Origin of the sequence: Candidatus Accumulibacter sp. ACC012, assembly GCF_907163155.1 — a bacterium.
Lineage (GTDB): Bacteria > Pseudomonadota > Gammaproteobacteria > Burkholderiales > Rhodocyclaceae > Accumulibacter > Accumulibacter delftensis.
Genome location: NZ_CAJQUC010000016.1, coordinates 20,111 through 41,699 on the forward strand (window position 1 = coordinate 20,111; position 21,589 = coordinate 41,699).

Here is a 21,589-nt window from a genome sequence, read left to right on the forward strand (position 1 = left end):
CTGACTTCGCTCGTCCCGCCGTCACCCCGACCAGCGCCGTATTTTTCGGACGGTAGCACAAAAAGAACCTTTCCGACGACCGTCCCTGACTTCGCAGCAGCGGGCTCAGGCCGCGGGCTCAGGCCGCGGGCTCAGGCCGCGGGCTCAGGCCGCGGGCTCAGGCCGCGTGTGGACTGCCCCCTCGCCGGCCCTTGCCCCCACTCGCGCCACTCGCGCCACTCCCATCACTCCCGTCCGCGCAACTGTGGCACAGTCGACCACGCGGCTGGCACTCGCTGGCACGCCACAAATAGAGGGGGATAAAAAGATGACCAGATACGGTTTCGTCGCCTCGGGCGGCGGTTATCGGAGCTTCTACACCGAAGGCGTGCTGGTGTGGCTGAAGAGAAACGAGGTGCCGGTGGTGCACATCACGTCGACCAGCTCGGGCAACAACATCGTCGTCGACTACCTGCTCTGGAACGTGCAAAGCGAGGAACTGCCGCCGGTGCTGACGCGCACGACGCGAATGAGCGCGAGCGACGTTTTCCATATCTTTTCCAACTTCCTCGGACTGCGTCCGCAGTTGCTGCCCACCGGCACGCACCTGTTCACGGTCAACAAGGACAAGTGCCGTAAATCGCTGCTCCTCGACGAGCCCGAACGACGAGCCCTGCTCGCCGAACATCTCGGAAGCGTACGCTGGGACATCCGCGCGACCAACCTCAGCAAGCGGCAGGGGCACTTCTTCAAGGTCAACGAGATCCTGAAAACTGTCGACGACGCCAGTCTGGATGTCTTCATGGACGCCTTCCTCGCCGGCATCACCACCATCCCCTACTTCAAGGCGATCACCATCGACGGTGACTACTTCATCGAAGGCGGTTACCTGGACAACACGCCGCTGCGCACGCTGTTCGAGGACGACCAGGTCGACGAAATCATCGCCGTCGACTTCACCGACTACGACTATCACCGCGAACTCGACAAACTCTACAACGCGAGCACTTTCAGCCTGCCATTCACCAGCATCGATACCCATCTGCTGGTCAGCGACATGCAGCTCTCCTTGCCCAACGCCCGGGTATTCACGCAGGCCAGGCTGGTCAATGACATGCTCAAGGCGATGGGCAAGAAGAGCGTCGACATCGACGGCAAGCGCTACTACGCCAAACCCATCCATGTGCTGCGCCCGAAAGACCTCGAAAGCATGACCATTTCCCTGCAGGACAGCAGCGCCCAGAAGCGCTACTTCGAGCTCGGCCAGGAGGAAGCGGCGACGCTGTTTTCGGGCTGACGGGATAAGCGGCTGAGAACTACTCAGCGCCGCCAGCGAATCGCCAGGCTGAGTCCCGAGGCGCCGATTATCAGCATGCCGACGACGGTCAACAGGTCCGGAAAGTGGTCGAAGACCAGCCAGCCGAGCAGAGTCGCCCAGAGCAGCTGGGTATAGATCAACGGCGCGAGCAGCGAGGCCGAAGTCGCGTGGAAAGCGCGGATCAGCAGGAAGTGGCCGATGCCGCCATAGAGGCCGAGCGAGATGATCAGCAGGCTCTGCAGCGGCGTCGGCCAGCTTCCATCCCAATAGACCGGCAGCACGGGCAGCATGGCCAACGTGCCGAGCAGCGCAGTGTAGAACAGCAGGCGCATCGGATGCTCGGTGGCGGCGAGCTTGCGGGTCAGGATCTGGTAGGCGGCATAGCTCAGCGCCGCACCCAGCGCGTAAGCGACGCCCGGGCCGAACAGGCTGCCGCCGGGCCGGGCGATGAGCAGCACGCCAACGAAGCCGGCGATGGTCGCCAGCCAGGTCCGCAAGCGCACCGTCTCGCCAAGCAGCGGCGCCGCGAGCAGGGCCACCAGCAGCGGTGCGACGAAGACCAGGGCCGTCGTTTCGGCCAGAGGCAGTGTCTTCAGCGCCAGTTGACCGAGCAGAGTGACGGCAACCAGCGTCAGGCCACGCAGGCTCATCAGCCACGGCCGCTCGGTGACGATCAGGCGGCGCCCCATGCTTGGCGCGACAGCGAACAGCATAATCACCAGGTGCACCAGGTAGCGCGCCCAGACCAGCAGCGGCACGGCGAAAAGGGCACTGAGATGTTTGGCGGTCGCGTCGAGCGCGGCAAAAAGGAGTAATGCGGTCAGGAACAGCAGGGCCGCGTGCAGGCGCAGCGGCGCGCCGTCCGAGTTGGCCAGGCTCGCCTGGTCAAGCTGAACATCCTGGCTAACGGCCATTGCAGTTGCGGCCGCCCCGGATCATGAAGGTCATGACCGCCCCCCTCTCACTTGCCGTACGCATTCCGGCTTGCACGCCGGAATCGTTCGCCGGGCAGGGAGCATGCTCCCTGAATTCCCCGCCTCACCCCTGCCCCTTCTCCCGCAAGCGGAGAAGGGAGTTTCGTGAGTCGCTGGCGCGACTTTCACATTAACGGTCATGACACGTGGAGACACCCCAAATCATGAAAGTCATGACCGTTTCCCTCTCACTTGCCGTGCGCATTCCGGCTTGCACGCCGGAATCGTTCGCCGGGCAGGGAGCATGCTCCCTGAATTCCCCGCCTCACCCCTGCCCCTTCTCCCGCAAGGGGAGAAGGGAGTTTCGTGAGTCGCTTGCGCGACTTTCACATTAACGGCCATGCGCGATCCAGTGGTTGAGGCACAGGCGGGCGCTAGTGATGATCTCGCTGGCGGTCAGCCCAACCGGCCCGCAGCCACTGGCAACCCTTTCCTCGGCGGCGGCGCCGTGCAGGTGTACGCCCGCCAGAGAGGCCTCCAGCGCCGGCCAGCCCTGCGCGAGTAGCGCGACGATCATGCCGCTGAGAACGTCACCGGTGCCCGCGCTGGCCAGCGCCGGGTGGCCGGTGGTGTTCACGAACCAGCGCCCGTCAGGCGCGGCAACAATCGTCCCGCAGCCCTTCAAGACCAGCACGGCGTGGTAACGGCTGGCGAGTTCGAGCGCCGCGCCGGCACGGTCGGCCTGCACCTCTGCCGTGTCGCGGGCGAGCAGGCGCGCGGCCTCGGTCGGATGCGGCGTGAGCAGCGTCGCGACGCCGCGCTGCGCCCGCTCGCTCAGCGCTTCCTGCAGGCGCTCGTCGCTGGCCAACAGGTTCAGCGCGTCGGCGTCGAGCAGCAGCGGCAGCTCCAGGGCGCAGGCGCGCAGCAGCAGCGAACGCGCTTCCTCGCTGCCACCCATTCCCGGGCCGCAGGCGAGCGCGCTCAGCGCCGTGCCCAGCAGTGCCTCGGGGCGGCGCAACATCAGCTCCGGCTGCAGCGGATCGAAGGTCGGCGCCTGCGCATCGAGCAGGCCGAGATAAACGCGACCGCTGCCCAGCTTCAGCGCCGCGCGTCCGGCGAGAAAAACCGCCCCGACCATGCTGCTCGCACCGCCGAGCACGCCAACGCTGCCGAAGCTGCCCTTGTGGGTGTTCTTGGCGCGTGGGCGCAGCCAGGCGGCAAACAGATCGCTGCCGATGGTGCGCGCACTGGGCGGCGCCAGGCGCTCGGCATGCAGGTCGAGCGCGGCATGGGTGATGCTGCCGCAGTATTCCGGGCCGTCACCAGTGAGCAGACCCGGTTTCCCGGCGATGAAGGTGATGGTGTGGCTGGCGCGAATCGTCTCGCCACAGCGCTGGCCGGTATCGGCATCGAGGCCGCTCGGACAGTCGAGCGCCAGCAAGGGACAATGGTGGTGCAGCGCGAGGGTATTGGCGGCCTGCACCAGCTCGGCGTAGCGACCAGCGATCGCTCGCTGCAGGCCGATGCCGAACAGGCCATCAATGATCAGCGACCAGCGCGAACCGGAGGGGATGGCCTGCAGCGTCGTGCCGCCATCGGCGTCGAAATGCCGATACGCGGCGGCGGCATCTTTCGGCAAACGGCTGATCTCACCGACAAAAACAACGCTCACCGCAAAGCCGCGCAGGCGCAGATGGCGAGCAGCGACGAAAGCATCGCCGCCATTGTTGCCGGGTCCGGCGAGCACCAGCACCGCGCCACCTTCGAGACGCGAGAGCGAAATAGCCAGGTCGGCGGCAGCCTCGCCAGCACGTTCCATCAGTGGTTGCGCGGCGGCAGCCGCCTCGATACGCCGCAAGTCGGCGGCGCGATAAAGCGCTTCGGATCGGATCGGAGTGGTCATTGCCGGATACGAGTGTAGTGTTGCACGCAGTATGGAACCTGTAAATTCCCGCTACCCTGTGGGTTTCGCACCGCTGTCATGCTTGCTGAAGGCCGCGTCGGGAATGGTGAATGGTGGATGGTGAGTGGTGGATGGTGAATGCGGCACCACACGAACCCCCGCGTCATTGCGAGGAGGCGCAGCCGACGCGGCAATCCAGTTCCATCCTCTCACTATGTCCCGCCGCATCGACACATTGACATCGTGACCACACGAAAAGCCAAACCTCTGGACTGCCGCGTCGGCGTCGCCTCCTCGCAATGACAGAGGGTGGTAGATGCTTGCCGAACGTCTCATCAAGAACGCAACACTACACTAGCCCAGAAGAGGATTGAAAATTTGCCGCGCCGTGAGCACCGTTCGGCAGTGGATGCTGACCGTGTCGTCGATGTCGCGCGCGTAGCCGCCGGCCATGCTGATGGCCACCGGGACGGCCCGCTGGCGGCAGGCAGCGAGCACCATCTCGTCGCGCGCCGCGAGGCCAGCGAAGCTCAGCGCCAGGCGCCCGAGTCGATCGTCGTGGTAAGGATCGGCGCCCGCCAGGTAGATCACCAGTTCGGGCCGGGCCAGCGTGAAGACGCGTTCGAGCGCCACCGCCAGTTGCTGCAGATACGGCGCATCGCCGCTCGCGTCGGGCAATTCGATGTCCAGGTCGCTGCTCGCTTTGCGGACAGGAAAATTGCGCGCGCCGTGCATCGAAAAAGTGAAGATCGCCTCGTCATCGGCGCAGATGCTCGCCGTGCCGTTACCCTGATGGACGTCGAGGTCGATCACCGCGACGCGCTGCAGCAGACCCTCGGCCTGCAGCACACGAGCAGCCACCGCGGTGTCGTTGAAGACGCAGAAACCCTCGCCGTGGGCGGCATGCGCATGGTGCGTCCCACCCGCCAGATTGACCGCACAGCCCGTGTGCAGCGCCGCGCGGCAAGCGGCGATCGTCGCCCCCACCGAGCGTCGCGAACGTTCGACCATCGCCGCGCTCCAGGGGAAACCAATGCGTCGAATCTCGGCAGCACTCAATTCGCCCGCGCTCACCCGCGCGACATAAGCCGCATCATGGGCGTGGCAGAGTTGCTCGCTGGTCGCGGCTTCCGGGGTCTGGAAATCGCCCTCAACGAAGGCTCCGGAGGCACGCAAGCGCTCGCGCAGACGCGCGTATTTCTCCATCGGAAAGCGATGGCCGGCGGGCAGCGGCAGGACGAAAACGTCGCTATAGAAGAGTTTCACGAGGACGACCAAGGAGTGGAGCAGTCCGATTCTAGCCGACCTGCGCTGGTGCGAGCACGAGTACCCTTGTGTAGCCGAGAACTTCTCCGCCCCCTTCCGGACGTCCGGTTGGCCAGCAGAGTGCTCGACAGGTCAAACTCGTCCTCCGCAGTTACTCGGGAACTTGGGGGGTACTCTTTCGCCTGGATCGCCACAGGCCACTACTGCGCCCATCATTCTGCTCACGCAGTCCGACTGTATTTCAAGAAAGTGGCTTCCGGTTCTTTTCACGAGAAGAATCGAGAATTCGTCTCCATGTTCAAGGCCAAAATGGCGAGGCCAAGTTCTGGCTCGAACCCACGATTGAACTGGCCCAGCACATCGGCCTCGCACCGCGCGAAACCAACCAGGCCCTTCGATTAGTTCGGGAGCACCAAGATGACATTCGCAGCGCCTGGCATAAGCACTTTCCCGGTTGAGGTGACCAAGCTCTCCAAACATGGCTTCCGGCTCTTGCTGGAAGACGCCGAGCTGTTCCTCCCGTTCTCGGAGTTCCCCTGGTTTCGAGAGCTTCCGGTCGGCAAGATCCTGCACGTCGAACTCCCCTCTGCAAAGCATCTGTACTGGCCCGAACTTGATATTGATTTCGCCTTTGAGTCGCTTCGCCATCCGGAAAGGTTTTCTCTTGTCAGCCGAGTCGGCGCATGATTTTCAAAAGAGCGGTGGTCTGTCCCCGATTCCGTGGTCGAGAAATACGCACGGGGCCGCGAGGAGTAAAGCAACCTCGGCCAGTGAGAGATTAAGAAGCCCTTTCATTAGGACGCCGACGACGGTGAGAACGAGCGCTATGAGTACTTGAAGCATGTGAAATCTCCCCCCAGTAGCGTTTGTGCGGCATAACGTCGAAACTCAGCGGCGAGCGAAGCGAGTCCGTTGCAATGCAGTGTTAGGCAAATTTTCTGGATTGACCGGGGGAGCCAAAACCCGGGCGCCAGTCTCCTTAAGTCTGGCTTCGCCAAGCTGTATCTCTTTGAACAGTGCATCCAGATTGTTGCCATACTTGACGCCAATCGCGTCCTTGATCGCATGAATTTCCATCATGATTTCGTCAGTCATCGTTATCTCCTCCAAGAAGCTCCTCGGGAGTACATATGATCGGGAGGAACAATCCGATTGTCTCAAGATACACGGCAATCTTTTCCTGAATCACTGGATTGGCAATGTGACGGCAGTTCCAAGTCACTAGAAAATCAACGTGATGCAGTGTCGAAACCGCAATATGAAGCGCATCCTCAATCGCCTTGGCGGGAATGATCGCTTGTTCAATAAGCGATTTGGCCAAGCGAATCATGTCTTGCGTAACCGCGAGTACGGATATCCCCTCAAGTGCCGCAAGCCTTTTCTGCGCAGCCAAAGAATCGCCAGCGGCGCACTCTTGCCAGACCAACTGAGAAACAAGAAGTTCATAGTCCGAGCGCAGTTCCCACCAAGCCAGCGTTATCTGCTGATGAGCGGCACCAATAATGGTTTTGCTTGGGCGCGCCGTCAGATAGCTGATGACGGAAGTTTCGACGTAGATTCTGCGCTTCATGAATTCAGTCCTTTTGTTGAAACCGTGGTCTGTCCCGGATTGCTAGCCACGGCCACGGGTCAGCATGCCAGCGGAGCACGCGGCACCATAAGCGCGGCAGCCGATGAGGCCGCAGCGCAGCAACGGCCTCCCAGCAAGCCGCTGCGCCAGCCGCGACGGGGCGGCGACCGGCGCTGCGCGGCTTTATCGCGCTGCGTCCAGCGACCGAAGGGAGCGAGGTCGACCGCCATGTTAGAGGTGTTATCCATCGATCGTTACACCATTCGCGCTTAAGCCACCGAAAGCCACCGAGAACAAATGGTTTTCGTCGGTCTGAGATACGAAAGAAATTTCCCAGTTTGCTTGCTCCAAAGGCAAGGTCGGTACGGAAAAACTTGCCGTAGTGAACTCGACCTGGAAAGGCTGCCCTAAGGGCTGACGACACCACTCCTCAAACTGGGAGCGGAGAATTGCTTCGGCAGAAGTAAGAATCTCCTTGAATCTATACTCGACAGAGGAGAAGAACTGGCGTTGTAACTCACTCGGCGGTTGTTCTGGTGCTGGAGCATCAATGAATAGCTCGACTTCACGATTCGTAGGTGAAAAATGGCGAGTTGCCTCCCAGTACGAGACGTGCCCCTTTGGCATCTTCATGTACATGAGCGAGCCAAAAAACTGGTCTTCAATTACCAACGGGCGAAATTTTTTTGGCAATGACGTGAGGATGCTCATGACACCTCTAACGTTGGAGCTAACCGGCGTTTTACGGCACGCGACGGTTGGGCGAGAATGAAACGAAGCCCAACCGACGTGTGCCGTAAAACCTCCGGTTGAGCGACTGGTTAGGCCGCACTTTACTGCCAGCTATTGTGTAGAGCTTGCCGACTTGGCAGGCGTACTTTGGCTCTGCTTCGTGTCCGTTGTTGCGAATCGAGGCAGGGGAGATTGCGCGACCATCGCCTCAATCTTGTTCAGACGATCTACGCCTTCCGATGTTGTCACCGTGTTCTTCAACTCGATATCTCGCGTCAATGCTTTGAGATCAAGCACTGCTTGATTTCTGATCGAATATCTTGTGGTGAACGAAAAAGTGTTTTCAACAGTGAGGCACAGAGCAGGAAGAGCAGCGAGCACCGCAACCAACCACTTCTCGCCCTTACTTATTGCCGTCAGCAAAGCTGCAGTTGCGCTTGCAATGATAGAGATCCAAAAGATCGTGTGCAGGATGACGTAATCGTAAGTGCCGATACTTGAGTTGGTGGACAGGGCCGCGGCAATTTGCTCAAGCAGCATCTTTTGTTCTGCGGTCATCGGTGCTCCTAAGTGGGTTACGACTTGGGGGACGAGGAAGAGTGTGTCTGTGCGGCCCAACGTAGAAGTGAGCGGCCTGCGCGGCTTTTCGCGCAGGTCCGCTCGACTGTAGGGTTCGGCGTCATTTCTTCTCCGACGGTGGTGCAGGCTCAATACGGAGTTTGCTCAACTCGTCCTTAAGGAAGCTCGAATCGGCTTCAGGAGTAAGCAGGATTTCCCGAATCGCAGCACTAGCGATTGCGTTCCGAAAGTCGAACCCAAGTTGCAGAGAAGACGGAAATTCAATCAGCGAACCATCCTTTAGGGCGAAATGCCCGATGCCGACGGCAGACAGAGAAATGCGCAATTCCTGTTCTTCGCGGAAGCGGTCGCCATCCTTGAGGTATGTGTAAAGAATCGGATTGGACAGATACTCCTTATTGGTTCGATGAGTACCCCAGGGGACATAATTGACCAGCCCGTAGTTCACCGAGAATATCTGACGGCAGGGATTGCCTTCGTAGAGAAGGACGGCGCCCTCGGGGTTTAGTGCCGAGTTGAGCATAGCCCTCAGCTTCCCGAACTCGAACACGACGCAGGCTTTTCCCTTCTCGCTGCCGTTCGCGTAGTTCTCCCAGATGTAGGGGGAATTCTCAACCGACAAGCAGCAAGCGTAGGTTCTGCTCCGGCATTGGTCGTAGTAGTCCGCCGCAGAAAAGTCGGGGGCCTTCTGGAACGTTGCGGCAGCGTTGAGAGGTTGATCCTTCGGCAATTGCCGCCCGTCATTTTCGTCGGCGTGGGGAAAGTCTAAATAGCTGTCGACGCGATTGAAATGGAGATAATTGTTCGTGACCGACCGCAATAGGTTCTCGACCGTCATGACCTTGTACAGCAGTTGATCATCTGGCGGGATGCGCATAAGTGGCGCGTGGGGCTCGATACCTCCGAGAGGGGCAAGAGGACGCTGGGTAGGTGTTGATTCATTTATCTCGGAGCCCACGATTGGTCATGCACGTTGAAATGACGCCGAACGTAGAGCTAACCGGCGCTGCGCGGCTTTATCGCGCAGCGTCCAGCGACCGAAGGGAGCGAGTTTGAGCGCCGGGTTAGGGGATTTTCGGAGAGAAAAACTCATGGGACTTGTGACCGAATGGGAGGCAGTTGCACGATCAAAATTCCGTTGTGCGGAGAAAGAACAACATGAGTTCCAAAGGCGATTCATTGAGCATGGTGCCATATGTTATGCAAATTGCGCTTTCCAGTTACGGCATCTGATCGAGGCCGGGGATTCTTCGCTTGATCTCGAACTTCAGATAGTCAAGAAGGATTCCAAAAGTCCATGACGCGGAGGGTTTAATAATGTTCTCTTTTGCTTTATTCCAAAGATTGTCATCAATGATCGAGTCTGCAAAATCTTGCCCAGCCCAAGTGAGCCTAAATATAACGGCTACCTCAGCAATGCGTTTCCCTTGACCCTGGATTGCGGCTGAGATAAGGCCAGCTTCTTCGAGCAGTTGCGCGTGGTATGCAAAGTCTTCTCGGGATACGCCATCAACCGAATTGACGACATCTGGCGCAGCGCGAACTGCGAGAACGATTTTTCGGATTACATCCATGTCGCGGTGCATTGAATCTCCTAACGTTTAGTCGACACCGATTTCGATGTATATCTCGGCGCGTGCAGGTGTGTAATCCTGTCCGGCCGGCGTAAGTCACTGATTTTCATAGGGGTGCCAGACATGAACGCACCTGATGGCTCGCAAAACACACCTTCTGAACCTAGGCTCCTCGACCAACTTCGAGATCGCATCCGCCTCAAGCACTACAGCATACGAACTGAGACCCAGTATGTCCACTGGGCCAAGCGGTACATTCTCTTCCACCACAAGCGTCACCCCCGGGATATGGGTGCTGCCGAGGTGGAGGCGTTTCTGACCCATCTGGCGGTGGAAGGGCAGGTCGTAGCGGCAACGCAGAACCAGGCCTTGTCGGCGCTGCTGTTCCTCTATCGCGAGGTTCTGGGCGTCGATTTGCCGTGGCTGGATGACGTGGTGCGGGCAAAGCGGCCGCAGCGTATGCCGGTGGTTCTCTCGCGCGCAGAAGTCCAACGGGTGCTCGAGCGCATGGAGGGCGTCCATGCCTTGCTTGCCTGCCTGCTTTACGGCACCGGCATGCGCTTGATGGAGGTGATCCGTTGGCGTGTGAAAGACGTGGATTTCGACCGCAGCGAAATCCTGATCCGTGACGGCAAAGGTGCAAAGGATCGGGTGACGATGCTGCCCGAGGCGGTGGTGTCAGATCTGCGCGCTCATCTGCTGCGCCGGCGACAGGTGTTCGAGGACGCCTTACAGAAAGGGAAGTCCGCCGTCTACTTGCCGTATGCTCTGCAGCGCAAGTATCCGGGAGCTGACACCAGCTGGGGTTGGCAATACGTCTTCGCCTCGGGGAGTTATTCTGTCGACCCGCGCAGTGGCGTGGAGCGGCGTCATCATCTCGACGAAAAGCTGCTGCAACGCGCGATGAAAAAGGCCGTGCTGGCGGCGGGCATCGCCAAGCCCGCAACGCCGCACACCCTGAGGCATTCCTTTGCGACCTCACTGCTCGAAAGCGGCTACGACATTCGTACGGTACAGGAACTCCTGGGGCATGCCGACGTGGCGACGACGATGATCTACACGCACGTCCTCAACAAGGGCGGGCGAGGGGTGCGCAGCCCGCTCGACGCATTGGACTAGCGATGCGGTGCGAGTCGGAGCGGTTTGCCGGTTGGCAACGCTTCATTCAGGATTCGTTGACCCCCACCCCATGATTCGCCCGAGGCAGCCTTCCGGCCATCCTGAACGCGTGCCAAATCACAGGCGCCGATCTACGCGGCAGGTTTGCTGGCGCGGGCCGGTGACTTGCGCTCGGATTTCTTCTTCAGGCCCAGCGAGGCGACCTGGTCGGAATTGGGGGGGTTTAGGTCGTTTCCTGTGGAACGGGCAAGAACGGGGCGAAGGGCGAGGCGGGCAAATGAGTGAGCTTCCCAGCGATAAGGTAGGCCATGGCGATGAAGTTTTCGACGCGGCGATAGCCGCGCGCCCGTGCGCGCGCCTCCTGGAGCGATCGATTCATCGCTTCGACGCGGCCGTTGTGTTTGCCGGCGTTAAAACCGTTGAGTACGCCAGGAAGATGCTTGCTGATCGTCCTGCCGAGGCGCTTGAATGGTTCGAGTCGGCAGCGGCTGGCCCAGCTGAGCCAGCGCTTGAGCAGGGGCGTGGCCTCGTCAGGTGTCGTGGCGGTGGCGTAGATGGAGCGCAGCGCCTGCTTGATCCGCCAGGCCCGTGCGGTCTTGAGGTTCGAGCGCTGCAACCAGTGCATGGTCTCGGTTTGTTTGACGGTCCAGTCGGCGGGCTTCTTGTGCAGGCCCCAGCGGGTGCCCTTCAGTTCGGGTTCGCTCTTGACCTCTGCTCGTCGCACCTCGTCCAGCGCCGTGCTGCTCAGAGCAACGACGTGAAAGCGGTCAAAGCAGACCTCGGCTGCTGGAAAGTGCTCGGCGGCGCCGGCCTGGAACGAGCCGCTCATGTCCATGCTGACATGGGTGATCGCGGTCGGCTGACCACCATGCTCGGTAAGGTCGCTGGCGAACTTCCCGAGCGTGGCCTTGTCCCGTCCCGGCGTCGCAAACAGCAAGCGCTGTGCATCAAGATCATAAAAAACAGAGATGTACGTCTGGCCGCGCTTACTGGCGGTCTCATCGACGCCAATCACGCGAACCTCGGCATGACTTTCCTGCGCACGCGCTTGGCCCACATGATGATTGATCACGCGCCACAGTCTGCGACTGCGCACACGCAGCAGTCGGCCGGCCGCCAGGACCGACATGGTCGGCGCCAGCATCAGCGTCAAAGCCTCGAACAGCAGGGTGAAGCGACTGCCTTCTCGCGCCCAAGGCACGGCGATCTGCGTGACCTTGCCGCAACCGGCACAGGCCACTCGCGGCACCTCGGCATGCAGGTGGGCTTCGTACTGAAAGAAATCCATATGGCGCCAGGAACGCGCCAAGCGGTCATGCAGCGGCTGCGCTGCCGCACCGCAAGCCGGGCAAGCATGATTGGCCGCGCCAAATCGGACCTGGAAATCGATCCGTCCCGACTCTGGCTTGAAGATGACTTCAGCTACCTGCCAAGGAGCAACGAGGCCCAGAGCCTGGGTGAACAGCGTTTCAATCATGAGGAAGAGGCCGCGAGAGGAAAGGCCGCTATTGTCCTCCATGCCGAGGGCGGCAGACTGCCTTCCTCGGCCCGGAGGAAGCGTAAGCGAGCGGGCAGCGATGTAAAGGGTTCGGCTGCGCCCGGACTGCGTCCGCCCTTGACATCGCCGCCCCCTCAAACCGCCAAAACCAGCGCCCGTTCCACACGAAACGACATAGAGCCAATTGGGGCCGAATTGGGCGATGACCTGGTCTTTGACGCCGAGAATGAGATTGTGATACTCCCACTGGATGGCAACGCTGGCGTCGCGAGCGGCGTTGAAGGCGTTCTCGGTGCGCAGCTCGGCTTCCTGGGCGGCGTGCAGGGCCTCGTTCTTGGCGGCCAGGGTGGCGAAACTGTAGGCCGGGTTGGCCCGGCTGTAATCGGTGATCGCCTTGACCGCCAGGAAGGTTCTTTCATCCGCCTGGAGGATTTCTGCCTGCAGACGAACGTTCTCGTTCTTTGCCATTTTTTTCTCCCGGAAGGTGAAGTTGCCGAGGAGCGGATTACCCTCGGCGAAGAGATTACTCTTGTCAGACGAGTCGGTGCATGATTTTCAAAAGAACGGTGATCTGCCCCCGATTCCCGCCTGTCCCCGATTCCCGCCCGATTCCCGGTCCCCGATTCCCACGTTTTATTTTTCTGTTGCAGCGGTCTGCCGTCGCAGAAGTAGTGCTCGAATCATTATGGCCACGATAGCAAAGTTGACTACCAGTAGTGCGATCCCTAACCAGTTCGCGTCTCGAAACAGTTCCAGCACCTCAAGCGGGATATAGACGGCACCACTTCCCGCGGCGAGTGCTTCCGCCCAGGCTCGCTCATTGAAGAGGCCGTAGGCCTCGATGAAACGTACTGAAATATATGCTGCCGCGCCAAACGCAAGGAGTACTAGACGCGAGTTCTGAAGTTCACCCGCTACATCAATAAATATGTGAGGGTATTTCGACGCTGGGTTGAGGTGCGTATGTTCCACGAGTCTAACCGCAAGTTCGTGCATGTCCTTGTGGATGAGCGATAGAAATCCAAGTGATGCTAGGAGAACAACGACTCCTTTACATGCCTCGAAGGCAGCGACCGTTCGAATTACTCTCCGCTTGACCATAGTTTATAGGTGTATATTCCAGACAGCGAGGAAGGAGCAAAAAAGGGGCCAGCCTCACATTCACATATGAAGTGACTTCTGGTCCTGTGGTCCTGTTTCTTCAAGCATTGCCTTCCGCGGCCGACCCCGCGGGCGAATTTCGCGCCGCTGTCCAGTGGCCCGTTCGATGCTGTCGATAAACCGAGCATCCCCGAGCGGCTGTCCCTGATCCAAGGCCATGCGGATGTCGCTGATTGCCTCGGTATCCAGTTCCGGGCGGAACAAGGACCGATAGTTCACCAGCCGGTCAGCCTCGTTTGCGCCCAGACTGGAATACACCGCATGCGGAGTCAGCAATGAGTCACTCTGCCCCAGTCCGTTCGTCCGATAACTACTCCAGCGATAGTGCGCCGGGTCATCGACCATCGCTGCGCGCACGGGATTGAGTTCGATATAGCGCTGACAAAGGAGTAGATAGCAATCGGCCTGCACCAGAGAAGACTTGTAGCGGCTGTCCCACAAGGTGCCGGTGCGACGGTACGACTTGTTGATGTACTGCACGTAGCGCCGGCCCAGCGAAATCATCAGCCGGGGGACAGCCTCGGATTCCGGCGGAGACAGCAAGAGGTGCACGTGGTTGGTCATCTGGACGTAGGCGTGCAGCGCGCAACCGGTGGCTTGGCACGCCTCGCCCAGCCATTCGCGGTAGGCGAGGTAGTCTTCCTCCGCGAAGAAGCAGGCGTCGCGGTTATGTCCCCGCTGAACGACGTGCAGGGGAAAACCTGGGAGATGAATGCGGGGACGACGGGGCATGTCGTTGAGGATAGCAGGTTCTTCCAGTTAAATCGAGCCTGGCCCCTTTACCTTCTCTTTACCTTCTAAATCGAGCCTGGCCCCTTTACCCTCGGCCACGGCCGCCTGGGGTCATGATTTGGCCTCGCACGCCCAACGTGAAAGCTCAGGGGCGCTGCGCGGCTTGATCGCGCAGCGTCCGTTGGAGCGCAGAGTTAGGCTATTGACTTGCATTTAATTCGACCCTGGCCCCTTTAATTCTGCAGCGTCCCTTGGAGCGAAGAGTTAGGCTATTGACTTGCATTTAATTCGACCTTGGCCCATTTCTTCCATTGAAGTTTCAATGTGAACGGTAGATTTCAAGTGTCACCTCTAGTCTTGCATCTCAACGTGGATTAGCATCTAAATCGACCCTGGCCCTTTTTATTGCTCAATTCGACCCTGGCCCCTTTTATTACTTTTATTATTTGACCCTGGCCCCTTTAATTCTTGCTTTAATTCTTGCTGGCCCCTTTAATTCTTGGCATTGCGGATAGTCTTGGAGATATGGCTAACGTGAAAGCTCAGGAGCGCTGCGCGGCTTTATTGCGCAGCGTCCGTTGGAGCACAGAGTTAGGGTATTGACTTGCATTTAATTCGACCCTGGCCCCTTTCGTTTTTTCGTTTTTGCATTCGACCCTGGCCCCTTTCGTTTTACCCTTTCTTTTTACGGTTGAGCCGCGGGTTAGCGGTCGCTGGGTGAAGATGGTATGCCATCAATTTGAACGGCACGTATTTTTCGGTAGACTTCATTCGATAGTCTTGTGGTCTTCTTTGGCAGTTCTTCCTTCACATCGAGCAAAGGATATCTATATTTTTGGAGATTGGTTAGTAGCTCAAGGTCCGTGCTATCGAATAACACCGCATATTGCGATAAGTCCTCAGGTTTTTCACCGTTGCAGCTGAAAAAGATGAATGAGAAGGCGGCTTCAATCTGCTGGGGAGTGAGAGACCTGGACTTTATAAATTCGAGATAGCACGCGGCGACATGCTCCCACCATTCGACCTCCTGTTCCGGATTCATATCGTGTCTGAATCCATCAACCCAAGTCTTCATTGAATGGGTATGGGCACCCCAAAGGGCTGCGCGAAGTAGTCTAATTCGTCCGAGTAGTGAATTGGAAAGGCTTTCATGTATGATCGGTCCGATCTTAATGGCGTCGACGTCAATATCTAGCGACTTGGCTTTGCGTAGCTGCTCTTCCCACTGAAGCTTTCTGTGAATTTTGGCAAATACGTCTGGCCTGATTACCTTGATGAGTTCGATTGCGATTTGATCTGCTCCACGAGTATCAGTTGCGATCGCGAACTTATCAGCTAACGTTGGACTATAAGTAAGCACATCCTGCTGGGTAAGTTTATGCCAGACCGGAAGTATAACTTTTCCTCTGTGGGCTTCCTTTGCAATGAGGCCGCGCAGTTCATACTCCGGCCAATTCTTACTAAAGAAGGCTGGCGACAATACTACAATGCCGAAATTACTATTCTCCAGTCCTTTATCGATCGAGCGGCTAAGGCTATCGCCGATTGATAGTGAAAGCTCGTCGTACCATACTGCTAGGCCATATTTAGCAAGAGCGTCAGCGAGTGGGCGAACGAATTCTGGCTTGTCTTCGCTCGCATGGCTAATAAATGCGTCCCACATCGATAGGTCCTCTGATTCCGACGGCTAATCGGGATAGGAGAAAGCCTCACGGCCTCCCCCTCCCACACCACCGGACGAACGGGTCACGTATCCGGCGGTTCGATGAATTGAATTCCTACCGTGGCGCAAGGCTGGGTAGTCCCAATGTTTCGAAGAAGCGCAATGGTAGCGCGATGGACAGAGCCGGTGTTTTGGACAGCCGCCACGGGCCATGGGCCGACTTGCTGGTGTTCCACGCTTCGCGGACCGAGATGCCACGTTGGCGCAGTTGCCGATAGCCAGACGACCCCCACTGTTTCCAGAGATAGCAGCGCAACTTGCGTCGTACCCACTTGTCGATCTCGCGCAGAGGACTCAGCACCTCGGCAATGCCGAAGTACGCTTTCCAACCAAGCAGGGTTTCTCTAAGCTCCGCGACGAGTGCGCCAATGCTGGTGCCTCGCGTACGACGGGTCAGTTCCCGCAAGCGGTCCTTGAGCTTGTCGATGGCCTGATCGGCCACCTTGAGCTTGGCGCCGTTGCGGCTAACCGTGAAACCCAGGAACTTGCGGTTCTTGGGTCGATCGACCGCGCTCTTCAGCGGATTCACTGTGAGTCGCAGTGTGTCGCTGACAAAGCGTGTCACGCTGGCCATCACCCGCTCGCCGGCGCGTTTGCTTTTGACGAGGATGTTGCAATCGTCGGCATAGCGGGCAAAGCGGTGGCCGCGCCGAGCCAGTTCCCAATCCAGTTCATCGAGCACCACGTTGGCCAGCACCGGCGAGAGCGGCCCGCCTTGCGGGACGCCCATGGACGTGGGCTCAATTTTGCCACCCACGCTCACGCCGGCCTTCAGGAAGCGATTGACCAGCCGCAACAGATCGGCGTCCGGACAGCGACTTTTCAGCCGCGCCATCAGGCGGTCGTGATTGACTCGGTCGAAGAAGGCTTGCAGGTCCATGTCAACCACCCAGCCGTAGCCTGCCCGGATATTCGCCTGTACTTCACGAACGGCTTGATGGGCCGAGCGCTGTGGGCGAAATCCGTAGCTGTGTGGATGAAAGTGCGGTTCCCACTGCGCACAGACAACTTGCGCGATGGCTTGCTGAATGAAACGGTCCAACACCGTCGGGATGCCCAGCGGGCGGGTCTTTCCGCCAGCCTTCGGGATTTCCACACGTCTGACCGGTTGCGGGCGATAGCTGCCCGCTTCCAGTTGTGCGCGAATTTCCAGCCAGTGGTGTCGGAGGTGTTCCGGCAGGGCATCGACGCTCATGCCGTCGATGCCTGGCGCGCCTTTGTTCTGGCGCACTTGCTTCAGGGCGCGTTGCAGATTGGCTCGGTCAAGGACCTGGGCCAGCAACGCTGGGTTGTGAATCGACTCAGGTGTCCCTGACAATCCAGCGACGAGTTCACCCTGCGGCGTCGCCGCAGCCTGCGTCTGCAGGTGGTCAGGTGCGCTCCCGTTTCTCTTTGTCATGGTCCTTCGCCTTTCATCGTTCGGGCCTTCAGTGGGGGCAGCCCACCTACTATGCCCTCGGCTGACTTCTCCACGGTATTCAGCGTCCGTTTCCAGATGCCCAGCTTCAGTGTTCCGAAGCACCGGGGAGATCTCCCGGGGTAAGACGCGCCACCTTCGCTGCATAGACGCCGGATTTACAAAATGCACCCCAACCGCAGATGGAGGGCTTCGCGGTCACGTGCCCGCTCGCCCCGGATGCATCACGCCTCATATCCGGTTTTTGTTCATCGCCCCGCAGCTTTGGATTGGGCTTCCTTCAGACCCCGCCTCACGACGACGCCCTTGCCCTTCTCCTTGCCTTCGGCTCTGCGAAAACCTGGCCATAGGACTTTCACCTACGAAGTAACGCGCCATGCCCGGCGCACACGTTTGACATGAGCGGCGGACAGCGGGCGCAGCCCGCTGGACGTTCGCTCCATGGATTGGTTAGGCTTCCCTCGCACTCGGATGCACTTGCGCGTTCAAGATAGTTACTAGTTCACCTATAGAGAGATTCGAGGACAGATCACGGTTTAGAGCTGAGTTTTGGACGTCGTGAAGGCGATCCTGGCTCCGGAAAACCGTGGTGCGTCCGCTGTTTCCCCCCTGTTTCCCGCCTCCACTGTTTCCCGCCATGCTGAACGCGTGCCAAATCACAGGCGCCGATCTACGCGGCAGGTTTTTTGGCGCGGGCCGGTGACTTGCGCTCGGATTTCTTCTTCAGGCCCAGCGAGGCGACCTGGTCGGAATTGGGGCCGAATTGGGCGATGACCTGGTCTTTGACGCCGAGAATGAGATTGTGATACTCCCACTGGATGGCAACGCTGGCGTCGCGCGCGGCGTTGAAGGCGTTCTCGGCGCGCAGCTCGGCTTCCTGGGCGGCGTGCAGGGCCTCGTTCTTGGCGGCCAGGGTGGCGAAACTGTAGGCCGGGTTGGCCGGGCTGTAATCGGTGGTCGCCTTGACCGCCAGGAAGGCTCTTTCATCCGCCTGGAGTATTTCTGCCTGCAGACGAACGTTCTCGTTCTTTGCCATTTTTTTCTCCCGGAAGGTGAAGTTGCCGAGGAGCGGATTACCCTCGGAGAAGAGATTAGGACCGGGCCGCCAAAATTGTCAACACGTTTCGTGGCGCGTGCGCGCAGCGGCCACCGGGCCCGCTGATAATGCGCACAGCTTGATCCGTGCCGGCAATCTCTCCTGCCGAATCGGCCACTGCATGACCAGGGAGGCGGCCGCAGGCATTCGGGAGGCATCCCGACGCATCATGGAAGCATCGTGACGCATCAGGGAAGCATCGTGACGCCTCATGGAAGCATCCCGACGCATCATGGAAGCATCGTGACGCCTCATGGAAGCATCCCGACGCATCATGGAAGCATCGTGACGCCTCGTGGAAGCATCCCGACGCATCCGGGAAGCATCCCGACGCATCCGGGAAGCATCGTGACGCCTCGTGGAAGCATCCCGACTCGTCAGGGAAGCTCCGACCCTTGCAATCGGCCCGGCCGGCATGGGTTTGCTGGTGGGCGGCAGCGACCATGCTCTTGCCGGCGCGAGCTGTCAGCGAGTTGGTCGGGGCCTGCGGAGATTCGGGCGGAGATTCGGGGCGGAGATTCGCGCGGAGATTCGGGGCGGAGATTCGCGCGGAGATTCGGGGACAGATCACGGTTTAGAACCGAGTTTTGGACGTCGTGAATACGATCCTGGCTCCGCAAAAACCGTGGTGCGTCCCCTGTTTCCGCTGGTGGTGCGTCCCCCTGTTTCCGCTGCCAGATCAGGGTGTCTGCGGTCGATTCGGCGCGGTTGCTGACGATGACGTGATATTTCGGCGCGTCATCGAACAGTTCAGCCTGTCGCTTGTATTTGACGACAATCAGACGAAACGCTTTCCTGGTCTCGTTCATACCGTGTAGCGTCTCGGCAACGGCGCAGTCGGCGTAGGTCTTCCAATTGGCTCCGGGGATTCCGGCAATGGCCTGTTGCGTCGGACCATCCAGCCGTCCGCCGATGGCGAAGATCTTGCCGGTGTCTTCGCAGTAATTGACGATACCGGCTTCAGCCATATGGCCGATCATCGGCATGTCGCCTTGCTCTCCCTTGTAGGTGAACTGCGCGACTTCCTTTTCGGCGACGATCTGGGAAGCGTCACCATCCAACGTGTGTGCGGTAAGGCCGGTCTGACGAAGCCGTGTCGCGACGACGCGTCGGTTAATGCGATCCAGCCTGGCAAGTCCTTCACCGGCACCCGTGCGACGCTGCCAGTCACCTACCGCGTCGGTGCTCGGCAACACGCACTGCTTGAGGAGATGGCTCAAGGCCGTGTCGTTCTTCAGCGTACGCAGGTCTTCCAACGAACGACTACCGCCGGTCAGCATCAGCACCAGCGGCGTCACGTAGGCACTGGCTTGATAGCCACGCCGACTGCCGGGCTGGGCTGGGGCATCTCCGCGCCCAACCAGCGATTTAATCCCACGCCGCGTACAAACTCCCCGAACAGCACCAGCCCGGCATTCGCCGTCAGCCGTTCTTCCGTTGCTTCAACCTTGAATGGAAGCACCGTTTGTGCCAGAGTCCCCATCGCCCCGCCTCCTTTCTTCTCCAAATAGGTGACTGTCTCGATAACATCACTCTATCCAAGATCAAGGCTTGGCGCGGCCTTCCGACTATCTATTCAGTTTGAATCGCGGAACCTGGGCGGCAGGGGATTGGGGGCGCCGTCAGGCTCGCTGCTTCGCTTTGTCAAAGCTGTCGAAGAGGCTGCCCCTGGCGCGTTGCATGGCCTGCGTAGCGGCCAGGTCGGTTTGTGAGCGTGCTTGTGCCTGCAAGGCCAGCAGCGTCACCCCGGGGTTCATCTGAAGCAAGTTTTTGTCGTACAGCTGGGCCAGGCACTCCAGGGGAGTTTTCACGTCCTCGTGCCGGTAACGCTTGACGATTTTGCCCTTGGGGCTGACGACCGCGGTGGCGAACAGGCAGGGGCGCGGCAGCTTGAGCCACGCATTGAAGGTTTTCTGATAGAAGGCATTGATCCGCTGTGCGAAGTACTTTCGGATCTGCTCATGGCCCCTGTGCTTGCGCACCACGCTGGCATTCTTGCTCTCGGCCAAGGCCTCCTTGTCCTTGCTATGACGCGAGCGTGATCTGGTCTGCTCGATACGCAGCTTCTTGAGCAGCTTCGCGACCTGTTGCGCGTCCTTGAGCGGATTGGCGGCGACCCCGCCAGAGCGCTCAAGGAACTGCCCGCCTATTTACCAGTTCAGGCCGTCTTGCGGCGGCGCGTCACGCCCAACCCGGCGATAGCGATACCCAGCAACGCCAGAGAGGCAGGCTCTGGTACTACAGCGTCAACCTTGAACGCGTAGTTCGTGTATTCCGTTCCTGTCGCCCAATCACTGACATAGGCCGAGGTGTCGCCGGGGGTCGCATACAAGCCGCCGGTGCTGACTTCGAAAGTTTCAGCAACCTTTGTTCCACAAGGAAATGAACCGCCACAAGCGCCGCCCCAGGTGCTGACCCAGGTCAAGTGGTCGATGTTCGCAACAAGGCTGTCGATCGTCGAAATCACGTAATCAGAGGCGGCGCCACCAAACAGGAGAGCCGCGGCTTCCTGGCCGGTGTACGAAGGCGGAACGACCGTCCAGCTTGGACCGTCGTCCACTTCCCAACTACCTACATAGGTCGGTGCGGCAAAGACACTGCTGCAGGCGATCGTCGCGGCAATCGCCAAGCCGGTTCGCATAGCGGAAAATGAGTTCAACATGGGTATCTCCTGACAAAAATTGAATCGAAGTGGGATCACGTCTGCCATCCCTGAAAAACTACTGCTACCGATCTCGTTGAACTCGGCAATCACTTGGCTACAAGTCGGTTACGTTTGACGACATAGACGCTCCGAACCGTGTAAAGCAAAATTGGGGCCAGAAACGACGCATCAAATTAAATGATATTAAATTAGTGCCATGTGAACGGTCGGCCAGGCAAGAACATCTAAACAGTTGATGAATGTAAAATATTCCGACAAGCAGCCATGACTTCTCAGGAATGGCAAGGGGCTTCCGGTCTACAGTTGGAGGCGGCCGGCGTAGCCGCGGCCCTTGCGGCTGCCA

General features: G+C 59.2%; 23 protein-coding genes. 4 read left to right on the top strand and 19 right to left on the bottom strand.

Translation table 11 applies throughout. The features are described from left to right. Positions 1-307: 307 nt before the first annotated feature. A complete protein-coding gene (locus QZ648_RS15925; RefSeq protein WP_169067131.1) occupies positions 308-1,276 on the top strand; it encodes a patatin-like phospholipase family protein in 969 nt (322 codons plus the stop codon). Between the two features lie 23 nt (positions 1,277-1,299). Here the strand turns inward: QZ648_RS15925 and QZ648_RS15930 are convergent, their stop codons facing one another. The 3 genes from QZ648_RS15930 to QZ648_RS15940 all read right to left on the bottom strand — a co-directional run bounded on the left by QZ648_RS15930 (position 1,300) and on the right by QZ648_RS15940 (position 5,380). Beyond that, positions 1,300-2,211 carry a DMT family transporter gene (locus tag QZ648_RS15930; RefSeq protein WP_291997641.1) on the bottom strand — a complete coding sequence of 304 codons (912 nt, stop codon included), beginning with the start codon at positions 2,209-2,211 and terminating at the stop codon, positions 1,300-1,302. 391 nt (positions 2,212-2,602) lie between these two features. After that, positions 2,603-4,114 (bottom strand): NAD(P)H-hydrate dehydratase, encoded by a 1,512-nt coding sequence (locus tag QZ648_RS15935; RefSeq protein WP_291997642.1) that lies wholly within the window; start codon positions 4,112-4,114, stop codon positions 2,603-2,605. Between the two features lie 354 nt (positions 4,115-4,468). Next, the gene (locus tag QZ648_RS15940; RefSeq protein WP_291997643.1) at positions 4,469-5,380 is read right to left on the bottom strand and encodes a histone deacetylase; all 912 of its coding nucleotides are present in this window, start codon (positions 5,378-5,380) and stop codon (positions 4,469-4,471) included. Positions 5,381-5,664: 284 nt separating this feature from the next. Between QZ648_RS15940 and QZ648_RS15945 the strand changes: the two genes are divergently transcribed. Beyond that, positions 5,665-5,838, top strand: coding sequence for a DUF4160 domain-containing protein (locus QZ648_RS15945; RefSeq protein WP_291997721.1), 174 nt, complete (start codon positions 5,665-5,667; stop codon positions 5,836-5,838). After that, positions 5,798-6,067 carry a DUF2442 domain-containing protein gene (locus QZ648_RS15950; RefSeq protein ID WP_291997644.1) on the top strand — a complete coding sequence of 90 codons (270 nt, stop codon included), beginning with the start codon at positions 5,798-5,800 and terminating at the stop codon, positions 6,065-6,067. The genes QZ648_RS15945 and QZ648_RS15950 overlap by 41 nt, the downstream gene beginning before the upstream one ends. A gap of 201 nt (positions 6,068-6,268) precedes the next feature. On the opposite strand, the gene QZ648_RS15955 is transcribed toward QZ648_RS15950, so the two are convergent. The 6 genes from QZ648_RS15955 to QZ648_RS15980 form a co-directional block, all read right to left on the bottom strand. Next, complete coding sequence (locus tag QZ648_RS15955; protein WP_291997645.1) at positions 6,269-6,475, bottom strand: hypothetical protein; 207 nt, start codon at positions 6,473-6,475, stop codon at positions 6,269-6,271. Continuing rightward, the gene (locus tag QZ648_RS15960; protein WP_291997646.1) at positions 6,468-6,950 is read right to left on the bottom strand and encodes a type II toxin-antitoxin system VapC family toxin; all 483 of its coding nucleotides are present in this window, start codon (positions 6,948-6,950) and stop codon (positions 6,468-6,470) included. Before QZ648_RS15960 ends, QZ648_RS15955 begins: the two co-directional genes overlap by 8 nt. A gap of 240 nt (positions 6,951-7,190) precedes the next feature. Then, complete coding sequence (locus tag QZ648_RS15965) at positions 7,191-7,661, bottom strand: hypothetical protein (protein WP_291997647.1); 471 nt, start codon at positions 7,659-7,661, stop codon at positions 7,191-7,193. A 132-nt stretch (positions 7,662-7,793) separates the two neighbouring features. Further along, positions 7,794-8,240 (bottom strand): hypothetical protein, encoded by a 447-nt coding sequence (locus QZ648_RS15970; protein ID WP_291997648.1) that lies wholly within the window; start codon positions 8,238-8,240, stop codon positions 7,794-7,796. Between the two features lie 121 nt (positions 8,241-8,361). Beyond that, positions 8,362-9,138, bottom strand: a complete 777-nt coding sequence (locus tag QZ648_RS15975; protein ID WP_291997649.1) for a hypothetical protein — start codon at positions 9,136-9,138, stop codon at positions 8,362-8,364. 343 nt (positions 9,139-9,481) lie between these two features. Next, positions 9,482-9,847, bottom strand: coding sequence for a DUF2513 domain-containing protein (locus QZ648_RS15980; RefSeq protein WP_291997650.1), 366 nt, complete (start codon positions 9,845-9,847; stop codon positions 9,482-9,484). 111 nt (positions 9,848-9,958) lie between these two features. Between QZ648_RS15980 and QZ648_RS15985 the strand changes: the two genes are divergently transcribed. Then, positions 9,959-10,954: an integron integrase gene (locus tag QZ648_RS15985; protein WP_291997651.1), complete on the top strand. Its 996-nt coding sequence runs from the start codon at positions 9,959-9,961 to the stop codon at positions 10,952-10,954. 223 nt (positions 10,955-11,177) lie between these two features. Here QZ648_RS15985 and QZ648_RS15990 read toward each other — a convergent pair whose 3' ends face one another. The 10 genes from QZ648_RS15990 to QZ648_RS16035 all read right to left on the bottom strand — a co-directional run bounded on the left by QZ648_RS15990 (position 11,178) and on the right by QZ648_RS16035 (position 21,336). Then, the gene (locus QZ648_RS15990) at positions 11,178-12,473 is read right to left on the bottom strand and encodes an ISL3 family transposase (protein WP_291996641.1); all 1,296 of its coding nucleotides are present in this window, start codon (positions 12,471-12,473) and stop codon (positions 11,178-11,180) included. A gap of 612 nt (positions 12,474-13,085) precedes the next feature. Continuing rightward, on the bottom strand, positions 13,086-13,553 hold the full coding sequence (locus QZ648_RS15995) for a DUF2127 domain-containing protein (protein ID WP_291997652.1): 468 nt from the start codon (positions 13,551-13,553) through the stop codon (positions 13,086-13,088). A gap of 60 nt (positions 13,554-13,613) precedes the next feature. Beyond that, positions 13,614-14,345 (bottom strand): transposase, encoded by a 732-nt coding sequence (locus QZ648_RS16000; protein ID WP_291997653.1) that lies wholly within the window; start codon positions 14,343-14,345, stop codon positions 13,614-13,616. Between the two features lie 703 nt (positions 14,346-15,048). Next, the gene (locus tag QZ648_RS16005) at positions 15,049-16,008 is read right to left on the bottom strand and encodes a toll/interleukin-1 receptor domain-containing protein (RefSeq protein WP_291997654.1); all 960 of its coding nucleotides are present in this window, start codon (positions 16,006-16,008) and stop codon (positions 15,049-15,051) included. Between the two features lie 115 nt (positions 16,009-16,123). Next, positions 16,124-17,467: a group II intron reverse transcriptase/maturase gene (ltrA, locus tag QZ648_RS16010; protein ID WP_291997655.1), complete on the bottom strand. Its 1,344-nt coding sequence runs from the start codon at positions 17,465-17,467 to the stop codon at positions 16,124-16,126. 688 nt (positions 17,468-18,155) lie between these two features. Further along, positions 18,156-18,521, bottom strand: a complete 366-nt coding sequence (locus QZ648_RS16015) for a hypothetical protein (protein WP_291997656.1) — start codon at positions 18,519-18,521, stop codon at positions 18,156-18,158. A gap of 437 nt (positions 18,522-18,958) precedes the next feature. Further along, entirely contained in the window at positions 18,959-19,867 is a 909-nt protein-coding gene (locus QZ648_RS16020; RefSeq protein ID WP_291997657.1) for a hypothetical protein, read from the bottom strand. Positions 19,868-19,875: 8 nt separating this feature from the next. Then, positions 19,876-20,064 (bottom strand): hypothetical protein, encoded by a 189-nt coding sequence (locus tag QZ648_RS16025; protein ID WP_291997658.1) that lies wholly within the window; start codon positions 20,062-20,064, stop codon positions 19,876-19,878. Between the two features lie 139 nt (positions 20,065-20,203). Further along, positions 20,204-20,566, bottom strand: a complete 363-nt coding sequence (locus QZ648_RS16030) for a hypothetical protein (protein ID WP_291997659.1) — start codon at positions 20,564-20,566, stop codon at positions 20,204-20,206. A 173-nt stretch (positions 20,567-20,739) separates the two neighbouring features. Then, positions 20,740-21,336 carry a PEP-CTERM sorting domain-containing protein gene (locus QZ648_RS16035; RefSeq protein WP_291997660.1) on the bottom strand — a complete coding sequence of 199 codons (597 nt, stop codon included), beginning with the start codon at positions 21,334-21,336 and terminating at the stop codon, positions 20,740-20,742. Positions 21,337-21,589: the final 253 nt, after the last annotated feature.

What these genes read in the sequence shown, in the direction of transcription:
- QZ648_RS15955 (WP_291997645.1), bottom strand. Translation starts at nt 6,475, where the DNA reads ATGACTGACGAAATCATGATGGAAATTCATGCGATCAAGGACGCGATT.
- QZ648_RS16005 (WP_291997654.1), bottom strand. Translation starts at nt 16,008, where the DNA reads ATGTGGGACGCATTTATTAGCCATGCGAGCGAAGACAAGCCAGAATTC.
- QZ648_RS16025 (WP_291997658.1), bottom strand. Translation starts at nt 20,064, where the DNA reads ATGGGGACTCTGGCACAAACGGTGCTTCCATTCAAGGTTGAAGCAACG.
- QZ648_RS15985 (WP_291997651.1), top strand. Translation starts at nt 9,959, where the DNA reads ATGAACGCACCTGATGGCTCGCAAAACACACCTTCTGAACCTAGGCTC.
- QZ648_RS15975 (WP_291997649.1), bottom strand. Translation starts at nt 9,138, where the DNA reads ATGCGCATCCCGCCAGATGATCAACTGCTGTACAAGGTCATGACGGTC.
- QZ648_RS15950 (WP_291997644.1), top strand. Translation starts at nt 5,798, where the DNA reads ATGACATTCGCAGCGCCTGGCATAAGCACTTTCCCGGTTGAGGTGACC.
- QZ648_RS15995 (WP_291997652.1), bottom strand. Translation starts at nt 13,553, where the DNA reads ATGGTCAAGCGGAGAGTAATTCGAACGGTCGCTGCCTTCGAGGCATGT.
- QZ648_RS15970 (WP_291997648.1), bottom strand. Translation starts at nt 8,240, where the DNA reads ATGACCGCAGAACAAAAGATGCTGCTTGAGCAAATTGCCGCGGCCCTG.
- QZ648_RS15980 (WP_291997650.1), bottom strand. Translation starts at nt 9,847, where the DNA reads ATGCACCGCGACATGGATGTAATCCGAAAAATCGTTCTCGCAGTTCGC.
- QZ648_RS15990 (WP_291996641.1), bottom strand. Translation starts at nt 12,473, where the DNA reads ATGGAGGACAATAGCGGCCTTTCCTCTCGCGGCCTCTTCCTCATGATT.
- QZ648_RS15925 (WP_169067131.1), top strand. Translation starts at nt 308, where the DNA reads ATGACCAGATACGGTTTCGTCGCCTCGGGCGGCGGTTATCGGAGCTTC.
- QZ648_RS15930 (WP_291997641.1), bottom strand. Translation starts at nt 2,211, where the DNA reads ATGGCCGTTAGCCAGGATGTTCAGCTTGACCAGGCGAGCCTGGCCAAC.
- QZ648_RS15935 (WP_291997642.1), bottom strand. Translation starts at nt 4,114, where the DNA reads ATGACCACTCCGATCCGATCCGAAGCGCTTTATCGCGCCGCCGACTTG.
- ltrA (WP_291997655.1), bottom strand. Translation starts at nt 17,467, where the DNA reads ATGACAAAGAGAAACGGGAGCGCACCTGACCACCTGCAGACGCAGGCT.
- QZ648_RS15960 (WP_291997646.1), bottom strand. Translation starts at nt 6,950, where the DNA reads ATGAAGCGCAGAATCTACGTCGAAACTTCCGTCATCAGCTATCTGACG.
- QZ648_RS16015 (WP_291997656.1), bottom strand. Translation starts at nt 18,521, where the DNA reads ATGGCAAAGAACGAGAACGTTCGTCTGCAGGCAGAAATACTCCAGGCG.
- QZ648_RS16000 (WP_291997653.1), bottom strand. Translation starts at nt 14,345, where the DNA reads ATGCCCCGTCGTCCCCGCATTCATCTCCCAGGTTTTCCCCTGCACGTC.
- QZ648_RS15965 (WP_291997647.1), bottom strand. Translation starts at nt 7,661, where the DNA reads ATGAGCATCCTCACGTCATTGCCAAAAAAATTTCGCCCGTTGGTAATT.